We start from the raw sequence: 18,293 nt of genomic DNA on the forward strand, positions 1-18,293 counted from the left end.
TTATTGAAAGTAACGCTACTGCCTGAAATAATCGGATTAGTGGCAATTGTGACAGCATCTCCATAAGTTTGACTGCCAGTTGTAGTCACATTACCATTAAGTTGAGTTGTGCCGCCAGTGTTGGTGGTTAAACTCGCGGCATTGACTGTTTGATTAAATGCAGTTATTCCTGTAGAGTTAGCAGTAATATTTCCTAATGCCTTGGTATTGCCAACTGCACCATTGAATGTAATATTACCTGCACCCCCATTTACAGTTAAGTCGCTGCCAATGTTATTGGCATCAACAGTATTATTGAAAGTAACGCTACTGCCTGAAATAATCGGATTAGTGGCAATTGTGACAGCATCTCCATAAGTTTGACTGCCGATGGTAGCGACATTGCCTTTTAGTTCAGTTGTGCCGCCAGTGTTGGTGGTTAAACTCACGCCATCGACTGTTTGATTAAATGCAGTTATTCCTGTAGAGTTAGCAGTAATATTTCCTAATGCCTTGGTATTGCCAACTGCACCATTGAATGTAATATTACCTGCACCCCCATTTACAGTTAAGTCGCTGCCAATGTTATTGGCATCAACAGTATTATTGAAAGTAACGCTACTGCCTGAAATAATCGGATTAGTGGCAATTGTGACAGCATCTCCATAAGTTTGACTGCCGATGGTAGCGACATTGCCTTTTAGTTCAGTTGTGCCGCCAGTGTTGGTGGTTAAACTCACGCCATCGACTGTTTGATTAAATGCGGTTATTCCTGTAGAGTTAGCAGTAATATTTCCTAATGCCTTGGTATTGCCAACTGCACCATTGAATGTAATATTACCTGCACCCCCATTTACAGTTAAGTCGCTGCCAATGTTATTGGCATCAACAGTATTATTGAAAGTAACGCTACTGCCTGAAATAATCGGATTAGTGGCAATTGTGACAGCATCTCCATAAGTTTGACTGCCGATGGTAGCGACATTGCCATTAAGTTGAGTTGTGCCCCCGGCATCTGTAGTCAAACTCGCGGCATTGACTGTTTGATTAAATGCGGTTATTCCTGTAGAGTTAGCAGTAATATTTCCTAATGCCTTGGTATTGCCAACTGCACCATTGAATGTAATATTACCTGCACCCCCATTTACAGTTAAGTCGCTGCCAATGTTATTGGCATCAACAGTATTATTGAAAGTAACGCTACTGCCTGAAATAATCGGATTAGTGGCAATTGTGACAGCATCTCCATAAGTTTGACTGCCGATGGTAGCGACATTGCCTTTTAGTTCAGTTGTGCCGCCAGTGTTGGTGGTTAAACTCGCGGCATTGACGGCATTAAATGTAGTGGTTGCTGTACTGTTGGCGTTGATGTTTTGTAATGATGTAATACTACCAATTGCGCCTGTAAATGTGACGTTGCCTGCACCTGCATTGACTAATAAAGTTTCAGTGTTGGCTGTAGTGCCATCAAGGGTGCTATTAAAGGCGAGATTGCCGCTGCTGGTAGTTCCTGATGTTGTCAGGGTAATAGTTGGTTGAGTGAGGATAACGGGTGATTGGAAAGTAATATTGCCACCACTACCTGCGGTGGCTGAGGCATCAATATCGCCGCTAATTGTCGTATTGTTTGTACCAGAATTGAAGGTAATCTGGCCAGCGGTGCTGCTGCTAGAAGTTGAAGTGGTATTAGACTCAAGAAAGCCTGTTGTAATTCCCCCTGGCGCAGTTAAGGCAATCGGCCCTCCATTTCCTGAAATGGAAGAGGAATACACATTTCCACCAGTGGTGTTAATTGCGCCTGTTCCTCCGGTGACAGATAGGGTAATATTTCCTGCCGTACCTGTGCCTGATGAAAAGGAATTGGTGCCTCCAGTGGTAATGTTACCACCACCAGTTGAGAAGGCGATCGCTCCCCCATTTCCTGCATTGGAAGTGGCATCTACCAGTCCCGCAGTAGTGTTAATTGCGCCTGTTCCTCCGGTGACAGAAAGGGTAATGTTCCCTCCATTACCTACACCGGAGGAACCGGTAATCAGATCGCCATTAGTAATGTTACCATTAGCAGTTGAAATGGCGATCGCTCCCCCATTTCCTGAAGTGGAAGTGGCATCCACATTTCCAGGAGTAGTGTCGATCGCGCCTGGTCCTCCGGCAGTGAGGGTGATGTTACCTCCCGTACCTGCACCTGATGAGGAAGAATTCATAACACCAGTAGTAATATTACTACCAGCAGTTGAAATGGCGATCGCACCTCCATTTCCGGCCACAGAAGTGGAATAGATATCTCCAACACTGGTATTGATAGAACCATTTCCGCCGGTGACAGAGAGGAGGATGTTTCCTGCATTACCTGCACCTGATGCTGCAAATGACCATATACTACCAGTGGAAATGTTACCACCACCAGTAGTTGAGAGGGCGATCGCTCCCCCATTGTTTGCAGAGGAATTTGAATGCAGATATCCGGTGTTAATGGAACCTGTACCTCCAGTAACAGAGAAGGTGATATTCCCTCCCGTACCTGTACCTGATGTAAAGGCATTCGCATTTCCACTAGAAATGTTACCACCAGCAGTTGAAATCGCGATCGCTCCAGCATTTCCTAACTGAGAAGAGGAATCAAGAAGTGTACCGGCAGTGGTATTAATTGCACCGGTTCCTCCGGTGACAGAAATGGTGATATTTCCTCCATTACCTGTATTGGGGGAATAGGAAATTACATCAGCAGTGGTAATGTTACCACCACCAGCAGTTGAAAGGGCGATCGCACCCCCAGTTCCTAAAGAGGAACTGGAATTCAGAAAACCAGCACTGGTGTTGATGTCACCATTTCCTGCAGCAATAGAGAGGGTAATATTTCCTCCTCCTCCGCCCGTACTGGAATTCAGATTGCCAGTAGTAATGTTACCCCCAACAGTTGAGAGAGCGATCGCTCCCCCTGCTCCTCCTACGGAGTAACGGGAATCCAAAGTTCCACCACTGGTGTTAATGAAACCTGTACCTCCAGTAACAGAGAGGGTAATATTACCTCCCGTACCTATAAAACCGCTGCCATTGGAATTCAGATTGCCAGTAATAATGTTGCCACCAGAAGTTGAGAGGGCGATCGCTCCCGCCTGTGATGATGGTAAACTGGACTTCAGAGTGCTGGCAGAAGTGTTGATATCACCCCCACTGGTGAGGGTAATATTGCCGCCGTCAGTGGAAAGGTTGGCATTGACTGATATTGCATTACTAGCATTCAATGCGATCGCCCCATTCCCAGAATTGGTAATAGGTTGATTGACAGTAATATTGTTATTCGCTTGCAATGTTAGGGAAAAACCGCTATTCCAAGTAATAGAATCGAATACTGTAATCGTCCCTCCCAGAGGGGGACCACCAAAGAATGAGTTTGTCGTCACAATTACATTACCTGAACCCAACTGTGTCTGCAAAACGTTGCGATCTAAAATCGAAGTTCCTAAACTCCCGTTATCTTGAAATGGGCTAGTTGCACTCATTGAAGCACTGCTGGCTGCATTCCTAATTTCAATATCCGTTGGATCTAATAGTAATGTACCGGTTATACCGTTAGGGGCTCGCAAGTCAGCAAAACCTTGATAATCTAAATAATTTTTACCACTAACTTCTGCAAAACCGCCATTACCTGAATTAATGCCGCCTCGTGCAGAAATGTTACCAAAAAAGCGAGTAGTTTCATCTGCCCAAACTATTACTCGTCCGCCATTACCGTCAAGCAAAGCATCGGCATTAATAATAGCATCATTGCTCACATAAGTTCTTAGAGCATTGGGTACAGTCCCCAAACCCTGATAATCTCCACCAATCAGTACATTACCTGCGCCGTTAATCCCAGAAGCATCGATATTGCCAGCAATAACTCCTACTTTGTCGCCTAAAATATTTACAGTACCGCCAGTGTTACCAGAAACATTGACATTACCAGAGGCGATCGCAGTTCCCGCAGTTACCGGCACTGCAACATTCGCCGTCAACACAACTTCCCCATTAGGATTTACCGTCAAACCCGTTGCCTGTGCCACACCTTTTCCAGTCAGCAACTCCGGCAAAGATAACACCGGTTGCGTCCAATTGTTCGGCAGCGAACTTTGAGTTGCTGTCGGCTGAATATCCAAGCTCAATAAATTTCCAGCTTGACTAATTCGCACCAAATTGTTACCAGGTACAGCGCTGATGAGAATATTGCCGCTAGGCGCAGTTAGCTGACCGGTATTGACAACCGTCCCGCCGATCAAACTTAAACTTTGACCTGGTGCCACCGTCAAATTGCCTGCATTAACAATGCTTCCCCCTGGGAAATTTGTAAACGCAAAACTATTCGGCATCCCAATTAAAGTTGCCCAATTGTTATTGCCGATCGCACTAAACCACTGATTGTTCCCAAAACCAATCCCTGTCGCCGTAGTAGCATTAAAAGATCCCGGCACGTTGAGGCTGGCATTTGGCCCGAAAATCATGCCCGCAGGATTCATCAAAAATAAATTGGAATTGCCGCCCGTAACTTGAATTAAGCCATTGATTAAAGAAGGATTTCCCCCAGTAATCCGCCCCAGAATATTTTGAATATTGGGATTAGTCAGAAAGTTAGCCGTTTGACCTTCGCTGAGGCCAAACTGAGTAAAACTGTGAAAAAGATTAGCCTTATTTCCGCTGAAAGACCCCCCGGAAATGTCGTAGCGGTTGCCGTTGGGAGTAACAACTGTGTTAGTACCATCCGGTGCCGGGGTGATGGGTTGCGCGTTTGCCGAACCCATAGCCCCGGCACTCAGCCAGCCAACAATGAATAACCATCCGAGCAAATGTAGTTTGTTGGTTGTCATTGTGCTTAAATATTTTGTTTAAAGTGCGATCGTATTTATCAATAGTCCATACACTTTTAAATCACCAACGGTAGAAGGCGAGTGAGAGCTTCCTCACTCGGTAAAATTTTAACGGTAGAATGTAGCTTTGGGTCGCTGTACCAAAAACTGTGCGGACTATCGATCTATATCTCCTATTTTTACTACTAAAAACTACTCATGTCAATAGGATAGCAATATTTTTTATTCTCTAATAATTATAATAGGAAAGAATGTATGTATTTAATTACTAGAATTTACGTAGAAACAGTTTTTTAATAGCACTCAGAAACCTGTAATAAAACTGGGTTTTATTGTTTCCGCTTTCACTACTTCTATGACAGCCCACAAAAACAGATACCGTGTCATGTACTCCTGTCTTGGAAAGCTCAAAATTTTAGATTCAAGTTCAAACTCCTAGATTCATCTGCCTTTGTAAATCTCAAACTTGTACGCTCGCGACTTGTACGCTCGCGAAGTCGAAGTAAGTCGAAGCATCTCAAATCGAAAAATGGAAAATCGACACACGCCATTACCTTAAAAAACCGGGTTGATGCGTTCGGGACTCCTGGTAAAAATACGAAGCAGAATCCGATAATTAGGAGTAAAAAATCACTCAGTATATTAAGCAAAAATACGCAAGTATCGATCGCCTGTAACCGCCACTTGCTGAAAGCAGCAAAAAACACGCTCCAATCCCTACTCGCAGTCGCCTCCCCACTCTTCTGCACACCTTATAACAGCTTGCATCCCGCTTCGAGCGCTGGTCGAACAGCCGAGCTTCGATCGTAAACTTTATATTTTTTTGATTGACTTTACCAAAACTTTATAAAGCTTACATCAAAAATACAGAATATTTTTGATGTAACCTAATATTTGCAAGTATTACAGTTAGTTTTAGAGTCTTGCGGATCAAAATAAATGTAGTAGGTTGGAAATGGAGATGCGATTAAAATCTTGCTGTTATAGATTCAAGTGTGGCACCCTAGTGTCAGTGAAAACTCTTAGAATTACAAACACTGATTTAATATCAGGACACACCTAAGTGATATCAGTCTGTAGAGTCACTGCTGTAAAGTTTCGCAGCTATGGCCATCGTCCTAAATATCGCATAAGGGGCGATCGTCTCTTCCCCATCACGGGAAAAGTGCGTTTCCCGCCTTACTACCTAACAACATTGGAGGAATCAGGGTTATGACTACCTTAACGCTAGTCAAAAAAACATCTTTTACCATCGCCAGCTTGGCAACCACAATCTTGCTCAGCATCTGCACGCCCGTCCAAGCTTTCATGTTTGGCACAAATGGCATCCAATTCGATGAAGATACAAGCATAAACTTTACCTTCAACGAATCACACGGCAGTTACCAGTCCAACTTGTGGGTAGCCCAAGCTCAGTCAGGAAACACAGGATACACCAACATCGCCAAACTGTTTTACGAGCTTCAACCCTCAGATAACGGCGCAGCCGATGAATCGAAGGGAAGCTTCGGCAACGCTGTCACATCTGACAACGGCTCCATCACCCAAACCTTCAAATTTTTGGGAAATCAAACTTATGCCCTGCTGCTGTGGAGTGACAGCGGCACCGGCAAACCATTAGAGCAGTATGTCTCCTCAAGCACCTTCATGAACAGCCCCGACTGGTTTGCTGCCAACACCCAGTTTCGGAGAGATGACTGTGTGCTGACGGGTTGTCAACAAGCGGTATTTGGCGACTTTAAGCTCGACTACAACTCCAGCGACTCATTTGCCAACGTCAACGGCGGTAAAGGCCCAGAGCAATATTCATTGCTGACATTGGCCCAACTGGTTCAGGGCGCAAAAATCTCCTTCGACGATGCTGGAGGAGGAAACGACGCTGACTTCCAAGACTTCATCATTTCAGCCGAGGTAGCTCCCGAACCAGTCACGATGTTCGGCACTATACTGGGGCTCGGGGCTTTGGCTGCGGCTCGCGGGAAAAAAAAGCGACAGCAGCAACCAGAAAAATGACTTTTAACCAGCCCAGACAAATCTAAATAGTGAGTCTGTTCAGTGGTACTGTGAGAAATAGCATTTCTAAATGTTAAGACTTTTTCCACAATGGGAAAAATAGCATCCTAACAAAGGCACTATTCATGGTATCCACCGCAACAAAAACGAACGTAGGCTACATCACCCAAATCATCGGGCCAGTTGTAGACGTCAAATTCCCAGGCGGCAAACTGCCCCAAATCTATAACGCTATTACGATCGCCGGCAAAAACGAAGCAGGTCAAGACATTTCTGTTACCTGCGAAGTTCAGCAACTGCTCGGAGACAGCCAAGTGCGTGCAGTTTCCATGAGTACCACCGACGGCTTAATGCGCGGTATGGAAGTAATAGATACCGGGGAAGCGATCCAAGTTCCAGTCGGACTCCCAACTCTCGGCCGCATTTTTAATGTCATCGGCGAACCCGTAGACAACCTCGGCCCGGTCAATACTTCCGAAAGTATGCCCATTCACCGCCAGCCGCCGGCTTTCACCGAACTGGAAACCAAACCTTCGGTGTTTGAAACTGGGATCAAGGTCATCGACCTCCTGGCTCCCTACCGTCGTGGTGGCAAAATCGGTTTGTTCGGCGGCGCAGGCGTTGGCAAAACCGTGATCATGATGGAACTCGTGAACAACATCGCTAAGGCTCACGGCGGCGTGTCCGTGTTTGGCGGTGTGGGCGAGCGTACCCGTGAAGGTAATGACCTTTACAAGGAAATGATCGAGTCTGGGGTTATTGACGAAAAAGACCGCAGCAAGTCGAAAATTGCCCTAGTATACGGTCAAATGAACGAGCCTCCCGGTGCTCGGATGCGCGTGGGTCTGTCGGCTCTAGCGATGGCCGAATACTTCCGCGATGTCAGCAAGCAAGACGTGCTGTTGTTCATTGACAATATCTTCCGGTTCGTGCAAGCGGGCTCTGAGGTATCGGCTCTTTTGGGTCGGATGCCTTCGGCTGTGGGATATCAGCCGACTCTCGGTACAGACATGGGCGACTTGCAAGAACGGATTACTTCGACTACCGAAGGTTCGATTACTTCGGTTCAAGCTGTGTACGTACCTGCGGATGACTTCACTGATCCAGCGCCGGCTACGACTTTTGCTCACTTGGACGCTACAACTTTGTTGTCTCGCGGTTTGGCTGCCAAGGGTATTTATCCGGCTGTCGATCCGCTGGAGTCTACCTCCACAATGTTGCAAGTTAGCATTGTAGGCGAAGAACACTATGGTGTGGCGCGTCAGGTGCAGTCTATTCTGCAACGCTACAAGGAATTGCAAGATATTATTGCGATTTTGGGTTTGGACGAGCTGTCGGAAGATGACCGCTTGACTGTTTCTCGCGCTCGCAAAATTGAACGGTTCTTGTCTCAACCGTTCTTTGTGGCGGAAGTGTTCACCGGTTCCCCCGGTAAGTACGTCAAGCTGGCTGATACCATTAAGGGCTTCCAAATGATTTTGGCTGGCGAACTTGATGAGCTGCCGGAACAAGCTTTCTATTTGGTTGGCGATATCAATGAGGCGATCGCCAAAGCTGAAAAAATGAAAGCTGAGGCTAAGTAATTTTAGTCATCAGTCAGTAGTCATTAGTCAGTTGTCATTAGTCAAGTAGTCAGTAGTCAGTAGTTATTTGTTATTTGTTATTGGTTATTGGTAACAACTGACAACTGGCAACTGGCAACTGACAACTGGCAACTGACAACTGACAACTGACAACTGCCAACTGCCAACTGACAACTGATACTTTATGACATTAACTGTGCGCGTAGTGGCCCCAGACAAAACTGTTTGGGATTCTAATGCTGAAGAAGTAATTTTGCCTAGTACCACAGGCCAATTGGGTATTTTGAGCGGTCACGCTCCGATGTTGACTGCTTTGGATACCGGAGTGATGCGCGTCCGTCCCGGTAAGGAATGGGTGTCTATTGCTCTGATGGGCGGCTTTGCAGAAATCCAAGAAAACCAGGTTACTATTCTGGTCAATGGCGCTGAAAAAGGCGAAACGATCGACAAAGAAGATGCTCGCAAGGCTTACACCGAAGCAGAAGCTCGTTTGGAAAAGTCGGCTAGCGGCAATTTGCAAGAGCAAATTCAAGCTAAGCAAGCAATCAAACGCGCGCGAGCTCGTTTCCAAGCTGCCGGCGGTACGCTTTAGCGATCGCGCGCGGGTAGGAACACGGCTTTTGTAGTAGGGACACAACAATGTTGTGTCCCTGCTGTTTTTCTAAGTTTTTTCCCTGCGGCCAGAGCTAAACTCCAGCCTCTAACAATAGCGATTGCATTGTTTCCCAAGATAACCCTTGCTGAAGATAGCGGGGGTTATTTGGATTGTACGGACTCTCCACGCGATCGACACTCACAATTTTTGCTTCCTCCGGTAAAACAGGAACCTCTGGATCGAAAGCAGTCGATCGCACCAAGGAGCTAGAAAAGCCTTTAAAAATAGCAATTTCGTCGAATTCGCCGTCAATTTCGACCTTGACAATTAAAACTTCATCAGATCTTTTTACCGTGTACTGTTCCAAGCGGCGATCCCTAGAGTCAGCCATAGCACCTATCACTTTAAACAAATTAGCTATAATATAGCTTAATTTTGCGGCTAATTTCAGGGACACACCGCCAAAATTTTATTTTTAACTAGACATTTTTTAACAGCCGGAAGTAAGCAGACACAATATAAATAGGATTTAAAAAAACGAGATTTTTTTTATCCTGCCAAACTACTTATACGATAGTTTATGATCCACACAAAGACTAAAATTCAACTATCATATTTCAGTAAAAAACATCTTAAAGGGTGCTTTTCTTGGGGATATTCACTGCTATTTGTGCTAGTTGTTTGCTTGACTTTAACTGTGGCAAGTTGCAAGTCAGAAGTCATAAATAACTCTACAGCCAAAACCCAAAATGCACCTTCAAACTTAACAAAAGTTGTCAGAATCGGGCATCAGCGTTTCGGAGCGCTGTTTTATCTCAAAGCTAAAGGCTCTTTGGAAACCCGTTTAGCAGAAATTGGGTGGTCTGTAGAATGGACGGAATTTGCCGCAGGGCCGCCAATTTTAGCAGCAATAGGAAAAGGAAACATCGATCTCGGTTATGCAGGAGTTGCGCCACCAATTTTTGCTCAATCAGACGGCGTACCTTTTGTTTATATTGCTAATGATTCAGCTTTACCGGGAAGCATTGGGATCGTAGTTCCTCAAGATTCTCCTATTCGGACTTTGGCGGATCTCAAAGGTAAGAAAATAGCAGCAACTAAGAAAACGGCCGGTCACTATTTGTTAATTCGGGCCTTAACTCAAGGCGGTTTGCAGTTAAAAGATGCCGAATTTGTCGATTTGCTGCCGGCAAAAGCTCGGGAAGCATTTGTGAGGGGCGAGGTTGATGCTTGGGCGATTTGGCAGCCGTTTCTCGCTCAGTTACAGGAAACTATGCCTGTTAATTTCTTGACAGATAGCGACGGGCTAATCAATGACAGAAACTTCTATTTGGCAAGTCGCTCTTTTGCTAGCGACTTTCCCGATATTGTTAAAATAGTTATGGGAGAAACGCGAAAAATGGCTGTTTGGATAACTAGGAATCCCGAACGAGCAGCGAGATTTATCAGCGCTCGAAGGGGAATAAAAAGAACAACAGCTAGAATACTAACTCAAAGTCGGAGCTACGATTTGCTGCCAATTCAAGACAGCGCTGTTGAAGAACAGCAGCGGATTTCTGAGATTTTCTTTCGCTTGGGACTACTTCCCGATCGCATTTGGATTGAAGATGCTATCTGGAAACAAAGATTAGATCTATAAAACCAGAAGTTAGGCAAAGGTATCGATAAATCAAAGGCGGCGATTTATCAAGTATGAAAAATGAAATTAGGTGTATCCTATAGAGTGAGTTCAAACTGTTAACTGGCAAAATCAAATGTCCTCAATTGCCAATCAACTGCGTTACGGTTTTGTCTCGATTGTTGTAGCTAGCGTATTGATGGCGGGAAGTACGTTAGCTTACCTCAGCTTTCGGGAACAGATAAAACAGACAAAACAACTTCAGTTCGAGCGATCGCAAGCTGCTGCTGTCCAAATTAGCGCTTATCTGGATAACTTGCAGCGCCAACTCAATTATTTGTCAGAATTGCGCGGTTTAACAGAATTTAATGCTGAAACTCAGCGCAGTCTTCTCGAAGGATTGGTGAACAGCAACAGCGCCTACGAAGTTGCGGGGATTTTTAACAGTCAAGGTCAAGTCGTACAGGCAATTTCGCCTTACGAACCATTTTCTATTTCTAGCTTGAGTTTAGCAGGTATTTCGGCAGATTCACCGATATTTTGGCGTACATTTAGGCAGGGTCAAAATTATGTTAGTCCAGTAGATGTCGATTTCAAAACAGCCGTAAATGTTGTTAATTTATCAGTCCCAATTCGCGACAGTAAAAATAGAATTGCTGGAGTATTATTTGCCAGAGTTAGTCTAAATTTTTTAACTCAAATTGTTTCCCGATCGCAAGTAGGAAAAACGGGATATAGCTATGTTTTGGATAACAGATCGGTGGTGATTTCGGAAACGGGAAGCAAGATTAATCCGTATTTACTGGAAGATTTGAGCGGGCGATCGTTTGTGGGAAAGTTATTCAAATTAGCTTTGGCTTCGGGGATGCAATCTCCGATCGTTTATCGAGGCTGGCGCGGGGAAGAAGTCATGGGCACGGGGGCGATCGTCCGCCAGGTGCAGTGGATGGTGGTGGTAGAGCTACCTACAGCCGAAGCTTATGCTCCCCTGCGATCGCTCGTAGCCGTCATGGGTGCAGTTACAATCGCCAGCGCCCTCGCCGCTGCGGGCTTGGGAGTTGCTTTTGCTCGATCGATCGCAAATCCCTTGAAAGCCCTCACATCCGCAGCTACTAAAATGACTAGCGGAATGTTGGAAACTCGGGTAGATATTGTGGCATCTAACGAACTAGGAAAATTAGCTGATGCTTTCAACATCATGGCAAGTCAATTGCAAGTATCTTTCACAAAACTAGAGGATCAAAATGCCCAATTGCAGCGACTAGATCAATTAAAAGACGAATTTTTAGCCAACACTTCTCACGAACTCCGCACTCCACTTAACGGCATTATCGGTTTAACAGAATCTTTAATAGACGGCGCTACAGGACAATTGCCACAACCAACTATTTCCAATCTAGAAATTATTGCATCTAGCGGTAGAAGACTGTCCAATCTCATCAACGACATTCTTGATTTCTCGAAGCTGAGACACAAAAACATTGAACTGCAAATAAAGCCCGTCGGCATCCGAGAAATTGTCGATATCGTAATGACTCTTTCTCAACCGCTAATTGGTACAAAAAACTTGCAGTTGATTAATTCAGTAAATCCCGACATTCCCCTAGTGGATGCCGATGAAAATCGGGTGCAACAAATTCTGTATAACTTAATCGGAAATGCGATTAAATTTACCGACACTGGTACTGTAGAAATTTCGGCAAATGCCATATCTTTGAATTTGCCAGATTTTTTTGATCTAGAAAGTTCAGTAACTAGCCAGCTTCAATCTTTAATTGTCAGGTCAAAACTGCAAATTACTGTATCCGATAGCGGGATTGGCATTGCTGAAGATAAATTAGAAAGCATTTTTGAACTTTTTGAACAAGCAGACGGTTCCACTGCTAGAGAATACGGAGGAAGCGGTTTAGGTTTGGCAATTACCAAGCAGTTAGTCGAGCTGCACGGCGGCGAAATTAACGTATCTTCAGAACTAGGTATTGGTTCGCAGTTTACCTTTAGTTTGCCAGTTTCTCAAAATCAGTATATCGATAACCAGCAGTTGCCAGATACGGTGCTGGAGTGTTGGGTTTCCACAACTAACGAGCGCAATTTAATCACAAATGAAGCGGCAGAAATAACTTTTAATAATAACAGTTGCATCGAGGAGCGATGCCAGCAAGAAAACAGTTTAGTGAAAATCTTGATTGTAGATGACGAACCTGTGAATATTCAGGTATTGGTTAACAATTTACTTCGGGAAAACTATGCCATCGCCGAAGCTAGCAGCGGTAAAGAAGCTTTAGCTCTTGTAGACACAGGCTACAAGCCAGATTTAATCTTGCTAGATATCATGATGCCGCGGATGACTGGTTACGAAGTTTGCGAGAAAATACGGGAGAAATTCACGGCGATCGAAGTGCCAATCGTGATGCTAACAGCCCAAAATCAAGTATCTGATTTAGTGCAAGGTTTCAATGCAGGAGCAAATGATTTTTTAACTAAACCGTTTGTCAAAAATGAATTGTTAGCCAGAATTAAAACTCATATCCGTCTGGCAAAAATCAATGCAGCTTACGGTAGATTTGTCCCCCACGATTTTCTTCGTTTCTTGGGACACGAAAGTATTATTGATGTCGAACTAGGCGATCAAATTCAGAAGGAAATGACTGTTTTGTTTTCTGATATTCGCTCTTTTACGACTATCTCCGAAGCGATGACTCCCCAAGAAAATTTTAATTTTATCAACAGCTACCTCAGCCGAGTGAGTCCGGTTATTCGCGCTCACCAAGGTTTTATTGATAAATATATCGGCGATGCGATTATGGCGCTATTTCCTGAGTCTGCAGATGATGCTGTTCGGGCGGCGGTGGAAATGCAGAAACAAGTGATTATTTATAACCAGCACCGACAACTAAGCAATTACGCACCGATCGCGATCGGCATCGGTTTGCACGCGGGCACTTTAATGCTGGGTACGATTGGCGAGCAAGAACGGATGGAAAGTACGGTGATTGCTGATGCGGTGAATCTCGCTTCTCGTTTGGAAGGATTGACTAAGGTTTACGGCTCGGGAATTCTAGTTACTGAGTCAATTTTAGAGCGTTTGGGCGATCGAGAACAATATATGTACCGATTTGTCGATCGCGTCACAGTCAAAGGTAAAAAATCTGTCGTTGCGGTGTTTGAAATTTATGACGCAGAAACACAACATAGTATTGAACTAAAACAAGAAACTGCGGCCGCTTTTGAAAAAGGTTTGGAGCTTTATTTTGAGCAAAATTTTACTAAAGCCCAAAAATTATTTAAGAAGATTTGCGAAACAAATCCTCAAGATAAGTTAGCAGCAATCTACTGCCAGCGTTCTCTCAAAAATCGGATGTATGGAGTGCCAGAAGGATGGTCGGGGATAGAAGCTTTGGATGAAAAGTAGTAAAAGTATCATTAAGCTGAGGGCAGAAATTTTTATATTTTTATCTGGTTTTTTGTACCGGGTCTCGGTCATAATACATTCAGGTCAAAGTATTCGGATATAAAATTGGGAATTTTCCTGGAAGATAGGCTTTTAGCGGTGCTTTTGACTTCAAACTCGAATCTCCTGCTGAAAGCTATGTGAGAAATCAACTGGGTTAATCTGAAAAGTCACAGGTTTGACAACTATTCAGGAATACACCAAGAATCTGTCGTTCGTTGCGTAACTTTTATTCAAGTACAGAATAGTTTACAATACTTAATAGCGAAGCAGATTCCCTCCGATTATTAACTGTGTCTTTCAAGCTAAATTAATATTATGTCAACTCTTTATATCAAGCACTTAATTGCCAAAATTTCAGGAAAATCGACCCTGCAAACTGTGCTGATAGTTCCGTTTGTCTTGCAAGTATTTGCAGCGGTGGGAATTGTCGGATATTTATCATTTAAGAACTCTCAAAGAGCAGTAAACGACCTTGCCGATCAGTTGATGGGGGAGGTGAGCAATCGCATTGAGCAAAATTTGGTAACTTATTTACAAACTCCCCACCAAATGAATCAAAGCAAGCTGGATGCGGTGAAACTGGGTTTTGTTAATATGCAAGATTTGTCAGCTTGGGAAAAGTATCTGTGGCGGCAAGTACAGTTGTATCCTTATATTAATTTTACGTCGATCGCCAATCGAGATGGAGAATACCGCACTGGCGAAAAGACATCGGATGGAACTTTATTGATTAACGCATCCGGGCCCTCTACAAATTTTGTTTTTTATTCCTACAATACTAATGATTCGGGCGATCGCACGACAGTAGTAGCCAACGTCAAAAACTTCGACATCCGACAGCATCCTTCCTACACCTATGCGGCTCTAACAGCAAAATCAACTTGGAGTTCAGTTTATATATCCTTCCTAGAACCCACATTGATCCTTAGCGCTTTGCAACCAGTTTATAACAGCCAGAAAGAGCTAGAAGGAGTATTAATTGCTGCTTTGCGTATCGACAGTATCGGTCAATTTTTAAACAGCCTCAAAATAGGTAAATCCGGTCAAACTTTTATTATCGAAAGAAACGGTACGCTGCTGGCAACTTCCACACCGGAACAACCTTTCCGCACCCAAAACGGTAAAAAAGAACTGTTTAAAGTCACAGAAAGCAGCGATCCAGTCACACAAAATACAGCTAAATATTTAGAAACACACTTTCAAAACTTGCGCCAAATCACCAAATCGCAGCAACTAAGTTTTGAAATAAACGGCAAGCCACAATTTTTAAAAGTCCTACCATTCCAAGACGGCAAAAGTTTAGATTGGCTGATTGTCGTCGTAGTTCCCGAAGCTGACTTTATGGAACAAATTCATGCCGGAAACAGAACTACAATATTGCTATGTCTGGCCGCATTAGTGATGACTACTATGATAGGATTTATCACTTCTCGGTGGATTAGCCAACCTATTTTAAAATTAAAAGATGCAGCAATAGCGTTGTCTGAAGGACAATTTGACAAAACTGTCAAGCTCGATCGTGCCGACGAGTTAGGCATACTTGCCGCTGCTTTTAACAGCATGGCAGCACAACTACAAGCATCCTTTACAGCCTTAGAAACTAAAAATAGCGAATTAGAGCGACTGGACAAACTGAAAGACGAATTCTTAGCAAATACTTCCCACGAACTCCGCACTCCACTCAACGGCATTATTGGGATTGCAGAATCTTTAATAGACGGTGCTACCGGAAAACTCCCAGACTCAACAAATTTTAACTTAGGTTTGATTTCAGCTTCGGGAAAAAGATTGTCTACCTTAATTAACGATATTTTAGATTTTTCTCAGCTAAAACACAAAACCATAGAACTACAAATTAAATCCGTTGGTGTGAGAGAAATAGTCTCTGTAATTATTACCTTATCTCAGCCCTTAGCAAATCAAAAAAACTTACAGTTGATTAATTCAATCGATCCCGAATTGCCGCCCATAGCAGCCGACGAAAATCGGTTAGAGCAAATCCTTTACAACTTAATCGGCAATGCGATTAAATTTACCGAAAATGGCACAGTTGAAATTTCAGCAGAATTAGTAAATTGCAACGAACAATCACCGCTTAATTCCCAATTAGCCATTACTGTATCCGACACCGGCATTGGCATCCCCGAAGATAAATTAGAGCGAATTTTTGAATCCTTTGAACAAGCTGATGGTTCCACTGCTAGAGAATATGGCGGCACTGGTTTAGGGTTAGCTGTGGCCAAGCAATTAGTAGAATTGCACGGAGGTACAATTTCCGTATCTTCCACTGTAGGCATCGGTTCCCAATTTATCTTTACTTTGCCTGTATCTGAAACTCAGCCGGAATTTAGCAGCAAACAGCCGCCTTTAACCCAGGAATCTCGCATTTTAACAACTCCTGAATTAGCCCAGCAATCATCTATCATAAATTCTGGCTTGTCAGCCAATAGCAACTTCCCAGAAAACCAAAGAATAAAAATTTTGGTAGTCGATGATGAACCCATTAATATTCAGGTTATAACTAATAATCTTTCTTTAGAAAACTACGCCATCACTCAAGCTAGCAACGGCTTAGAAGCCTTAAATCTGATTGAATCAGGATTTAAGCCAGACTTAATTTTACTGGACGTAATGATGCCGCAGATGACTGGTTATGAAGTGTGCAGAGAAGTTCGCAAAAATTACTCGCCTTTAGAAATGCCGATTCTGATGCTGACAGCAAAAAATCAAACTGCCGACTTGGTAGAAGCTTTTAATTTAGAAGCCAATGATTATGTAACTAAACCTTTTATCAAAAAGGAGTTGTTGGCGAGAATTAATACGCAAATTCGTTTGGCAAAGCTGAATGCAGCTTACGGCAGGTTTGTGCCACAAGATTTTCTGAGTTTGCTGGAAAAACCGAGTATTATTGAAGTAAAATTAGGCGACAATCAGGAAAGAGATATGACAGTGCTGTTTGCTGATATTCGCTCGTTTACGTCGCTTTCAGAAATGATGACACCGCCAGAAAATTTTGCATTTATTAATAGTTATTTAGGAAAAGTTAGCCCTGCAATTAGGAGAAATAATGGGTTTATTGACAAATATATTGGAGATGCAGTTATGGCTTTGTTTTCTACATCTCCTGACGATGGTATACGAGCAGCAATTGATATGCAAGAAGAAGTGAATATTTTTAACCAGGAGCGCGAAAAAAATGGCTTGTTTCCGATCGCGATCGGCATTGGTTTGCACGCGGGAAATTTGATGCTGGGTACAATTGGCGAGCGAGAACGGATGGAAAGTACGGTGATTGCTGATGCGGTGAATCTCGCGTCTCGTTTGGAAGGATTGACTAAGATTTATGGCGCAAGAATTCTAGTTAGTGGTGCAATTATTGCTCGCCTAGAGGAGCCTGAAAAATATAAGTACCGATTTGTCGATCGCGTAACGGTGAAAGGAAAAACCAATGCTGTGTCAGTGTTTGAAATTTATGATACAGAAACAGAGAAAAGCATTGTACTCAAGCAGCAAACTGCGGAATTTTTTCAAGAAGCTCTCAATTTTTACTACCAGCAAAAATTTGTTGCTGCCCAAAAAATATTTGAGAATATTTTACAAATTAATCCTGACGATCGGGTAGCAATGCTGTATTTTAAACGCTCTCGCAAATATCGAATGTATGGAGCGCCGGATGGGTGGTCTGGGGTGGAAATTTCGAGGGAAAAATAGGGTGTTTTTTGAAGGAAGAAGTTATTGGTTATTGGTTATTGGTTATTGGTTCTTAGTTATTGGTTATTGGTTATTAGTTGTTGGTTGTTGGTTATTAGTTGTTAGTTGTTGGTTATTAGTTGTTAGTTGTTGGTTGTTAGTGGTTAGTTGTTGGTTGTTAGTGCTGTCCCCGCCGAGCTTTCCGTCCAATGTCATCAGGAAGAAGGAAGAAGGCTATAAGGGCTTCGCTTAGGGTGAAAAGAAGGAAGAGGGTAGAGGACAGACTTGATTCAACATTCCTCGATGCAGAACCTAATTATGTGAATTTCCAGGACATCATTGTGCAACACGGATTATTAGCATGAGCTACAATGCTTTTTATCAGGGAAATTGTCGCATTTGGTTTGGTGATTTCGATCGCATTACCGATCCAGCGTCGCTAATTTCGACTCAATTCGCGATCGGCAATTAGCTGGAACTATTATTAATTACGCTCAAAAGCAAGAATCAGCCGATT

General features: G+C 43.5%; 9 protein-coding genes. 7 read left to right on the forward strand and 2 right to left on the reverse strand.

All coding sequences use genetic code 11. The features are described from left to right. Nucleotides 1-4,823 (reverse strand): beta strand repeat-containing protein (locus QT998_RS26100; RefSeq protein WP_333218191.1); only part of this gene is annotated, 4,823 nt, incomplete at its 3' end. Between the two features lie 1,212 nt (nucleotides 4,824-6,035). On the opposite strand from QT998_RS26100, the gene QT998_RS26105 reads away from it, so the two are divergent. The 3 genes from QT998_RS26105 to atpC all read left to right on the forward strand — a co-directional run bounded on the left by QT998_RS26105 (nucleotide 6,036) and on the right by atpC (nucleotide 9,011). Then, nucleotides 6,036-6,836 (forward strand): PEP-CTERM sorting domain-containing protein, encoded by an 801-nt coding sequence (locus QT998_RS26105; protein WP_333093359.1) that lies wholly within the window; start codon nucleotides 6,036-6,038, stop codon nucleotides 6,834-6,836. 125 nt (nucleotides 6,837-6,961) lie between these two features. Continuing rightward, complete coding sequence (gene atpD, locus QT998_RS26110; protein ID WP_333093360.1) at nucleotides 6,962-8,419, forward strand: F0F1 ATP synthase subunit beta; 1,458 nt, start codon at nucleotides 6,962-6,964, stop codon at nucleotides 8,417-8,419. A 184-nt stretch (nucleotides 8,420-8,603) separates the two neighbouring features. Continuing rightward, nucleotides 8,604-9,011, forward strand: a complete 408-nt coding sequence (gene atpC, locus QT998_RS26115; protein WP_194070332.1) for an ATP synthase F1 subunit epsilon — start codon at nucleotides 8,604-8,606, stop codon at nucleotides 9,009-9,011. Between the two features lie 94 nt (nucleotides 9,012-9,105). Here the strand turns inward: atpC and QT998_RS26120 are convergent, their stop codons facing one another. After that, complete coding sequence (locus tag QT998_RS26120) at nucleotides 9,106-9,405, reverse strand: DUF7734 family protein (protein ID WP_333093361.1); 300 nt, start codon at nucleotides 9,403-9,405, stop codon at nucleotides 9,106-9,108. Between the two features lie 279 nt (nucleotides 9,406-9,684). Here QT998_RS26120 and QT998_RS26125 point away from each other — a divergent pair, with 279 nt between their 5' ends. The 4 genes from QT998_RS26125 to QT998_RS26140 all read left to right on the forward strand — a co-directional run bounded on the left by QT998_RS26125 (nucleotide 9,685) and on the right by QT998_RS26140 (nucleotide 18,029). After that, nucleotides 9,685-10,653 carry an aliphatic sulfonate ABC transporter substrate-binding protein gene (locus QT998_RS26125; RefSeq protein ID WP_333093362.1) on the forward strand — a complete coding sequence of 323 codons (969 nt, stop codon included), beginning with the start codon at nucleotides 9,685-9,687 and terminating at the stop codon, nucleotides 10,651-10,653. A gap of 115 nt (nucleotides 10,654-10,768) precedes the next feature. Then, nucleotides 10,769-14,044 (forward strand): response regulator, encoded by a 3,276-nt coding sequence (locus QT998_RS26130; protein ID WP_333118713.1) that lies wholly within the window; start codon nucleotides 10,769-10,771, stop codon nucleotides 14,042-14,044. A gap of 357 nt (nucleotides 14,045-14,401) precedes the next feature. Further along, on the forward strand, nucleotides 14,402-17,797 hold the full coding sequence (locus QT998_RS26135) for an ATP-binding protein (RefSeq protein ID WP_333118709.1): 3,396 nt from the start codon (nucleotides 14,402-14,404) through the stop codon (nucleotides 17,795-17,797). Further along, the gene (locus tag QT998_RS26140) at nucleotides 17,760-18,029 is read left to right on the forward strand and encodes a hypothetical protein (protein ID WP_442922003.1); all 270 of its coding nucleotides are present in this window, start codon (nucleotides 17,760-17,762) and stop codon (nucleotides 18,027-18,029) included. Before QT998_RS26135 ends, QT998_RS26140 begins: the two co-directional genes overlap by 38 nt. Nucleotides 18,030-18,293 lie beyond the last annotated feature (264 nt).

It is taken from the genome of Microcoleus sp. S1D4, assembly GCF_036700765.1.
Lineage (GTDB): Bacteria > Cyanobacteriota > Cyanobacteriia > Cyanobacteriales > Microcoleaceae > Microcoleus.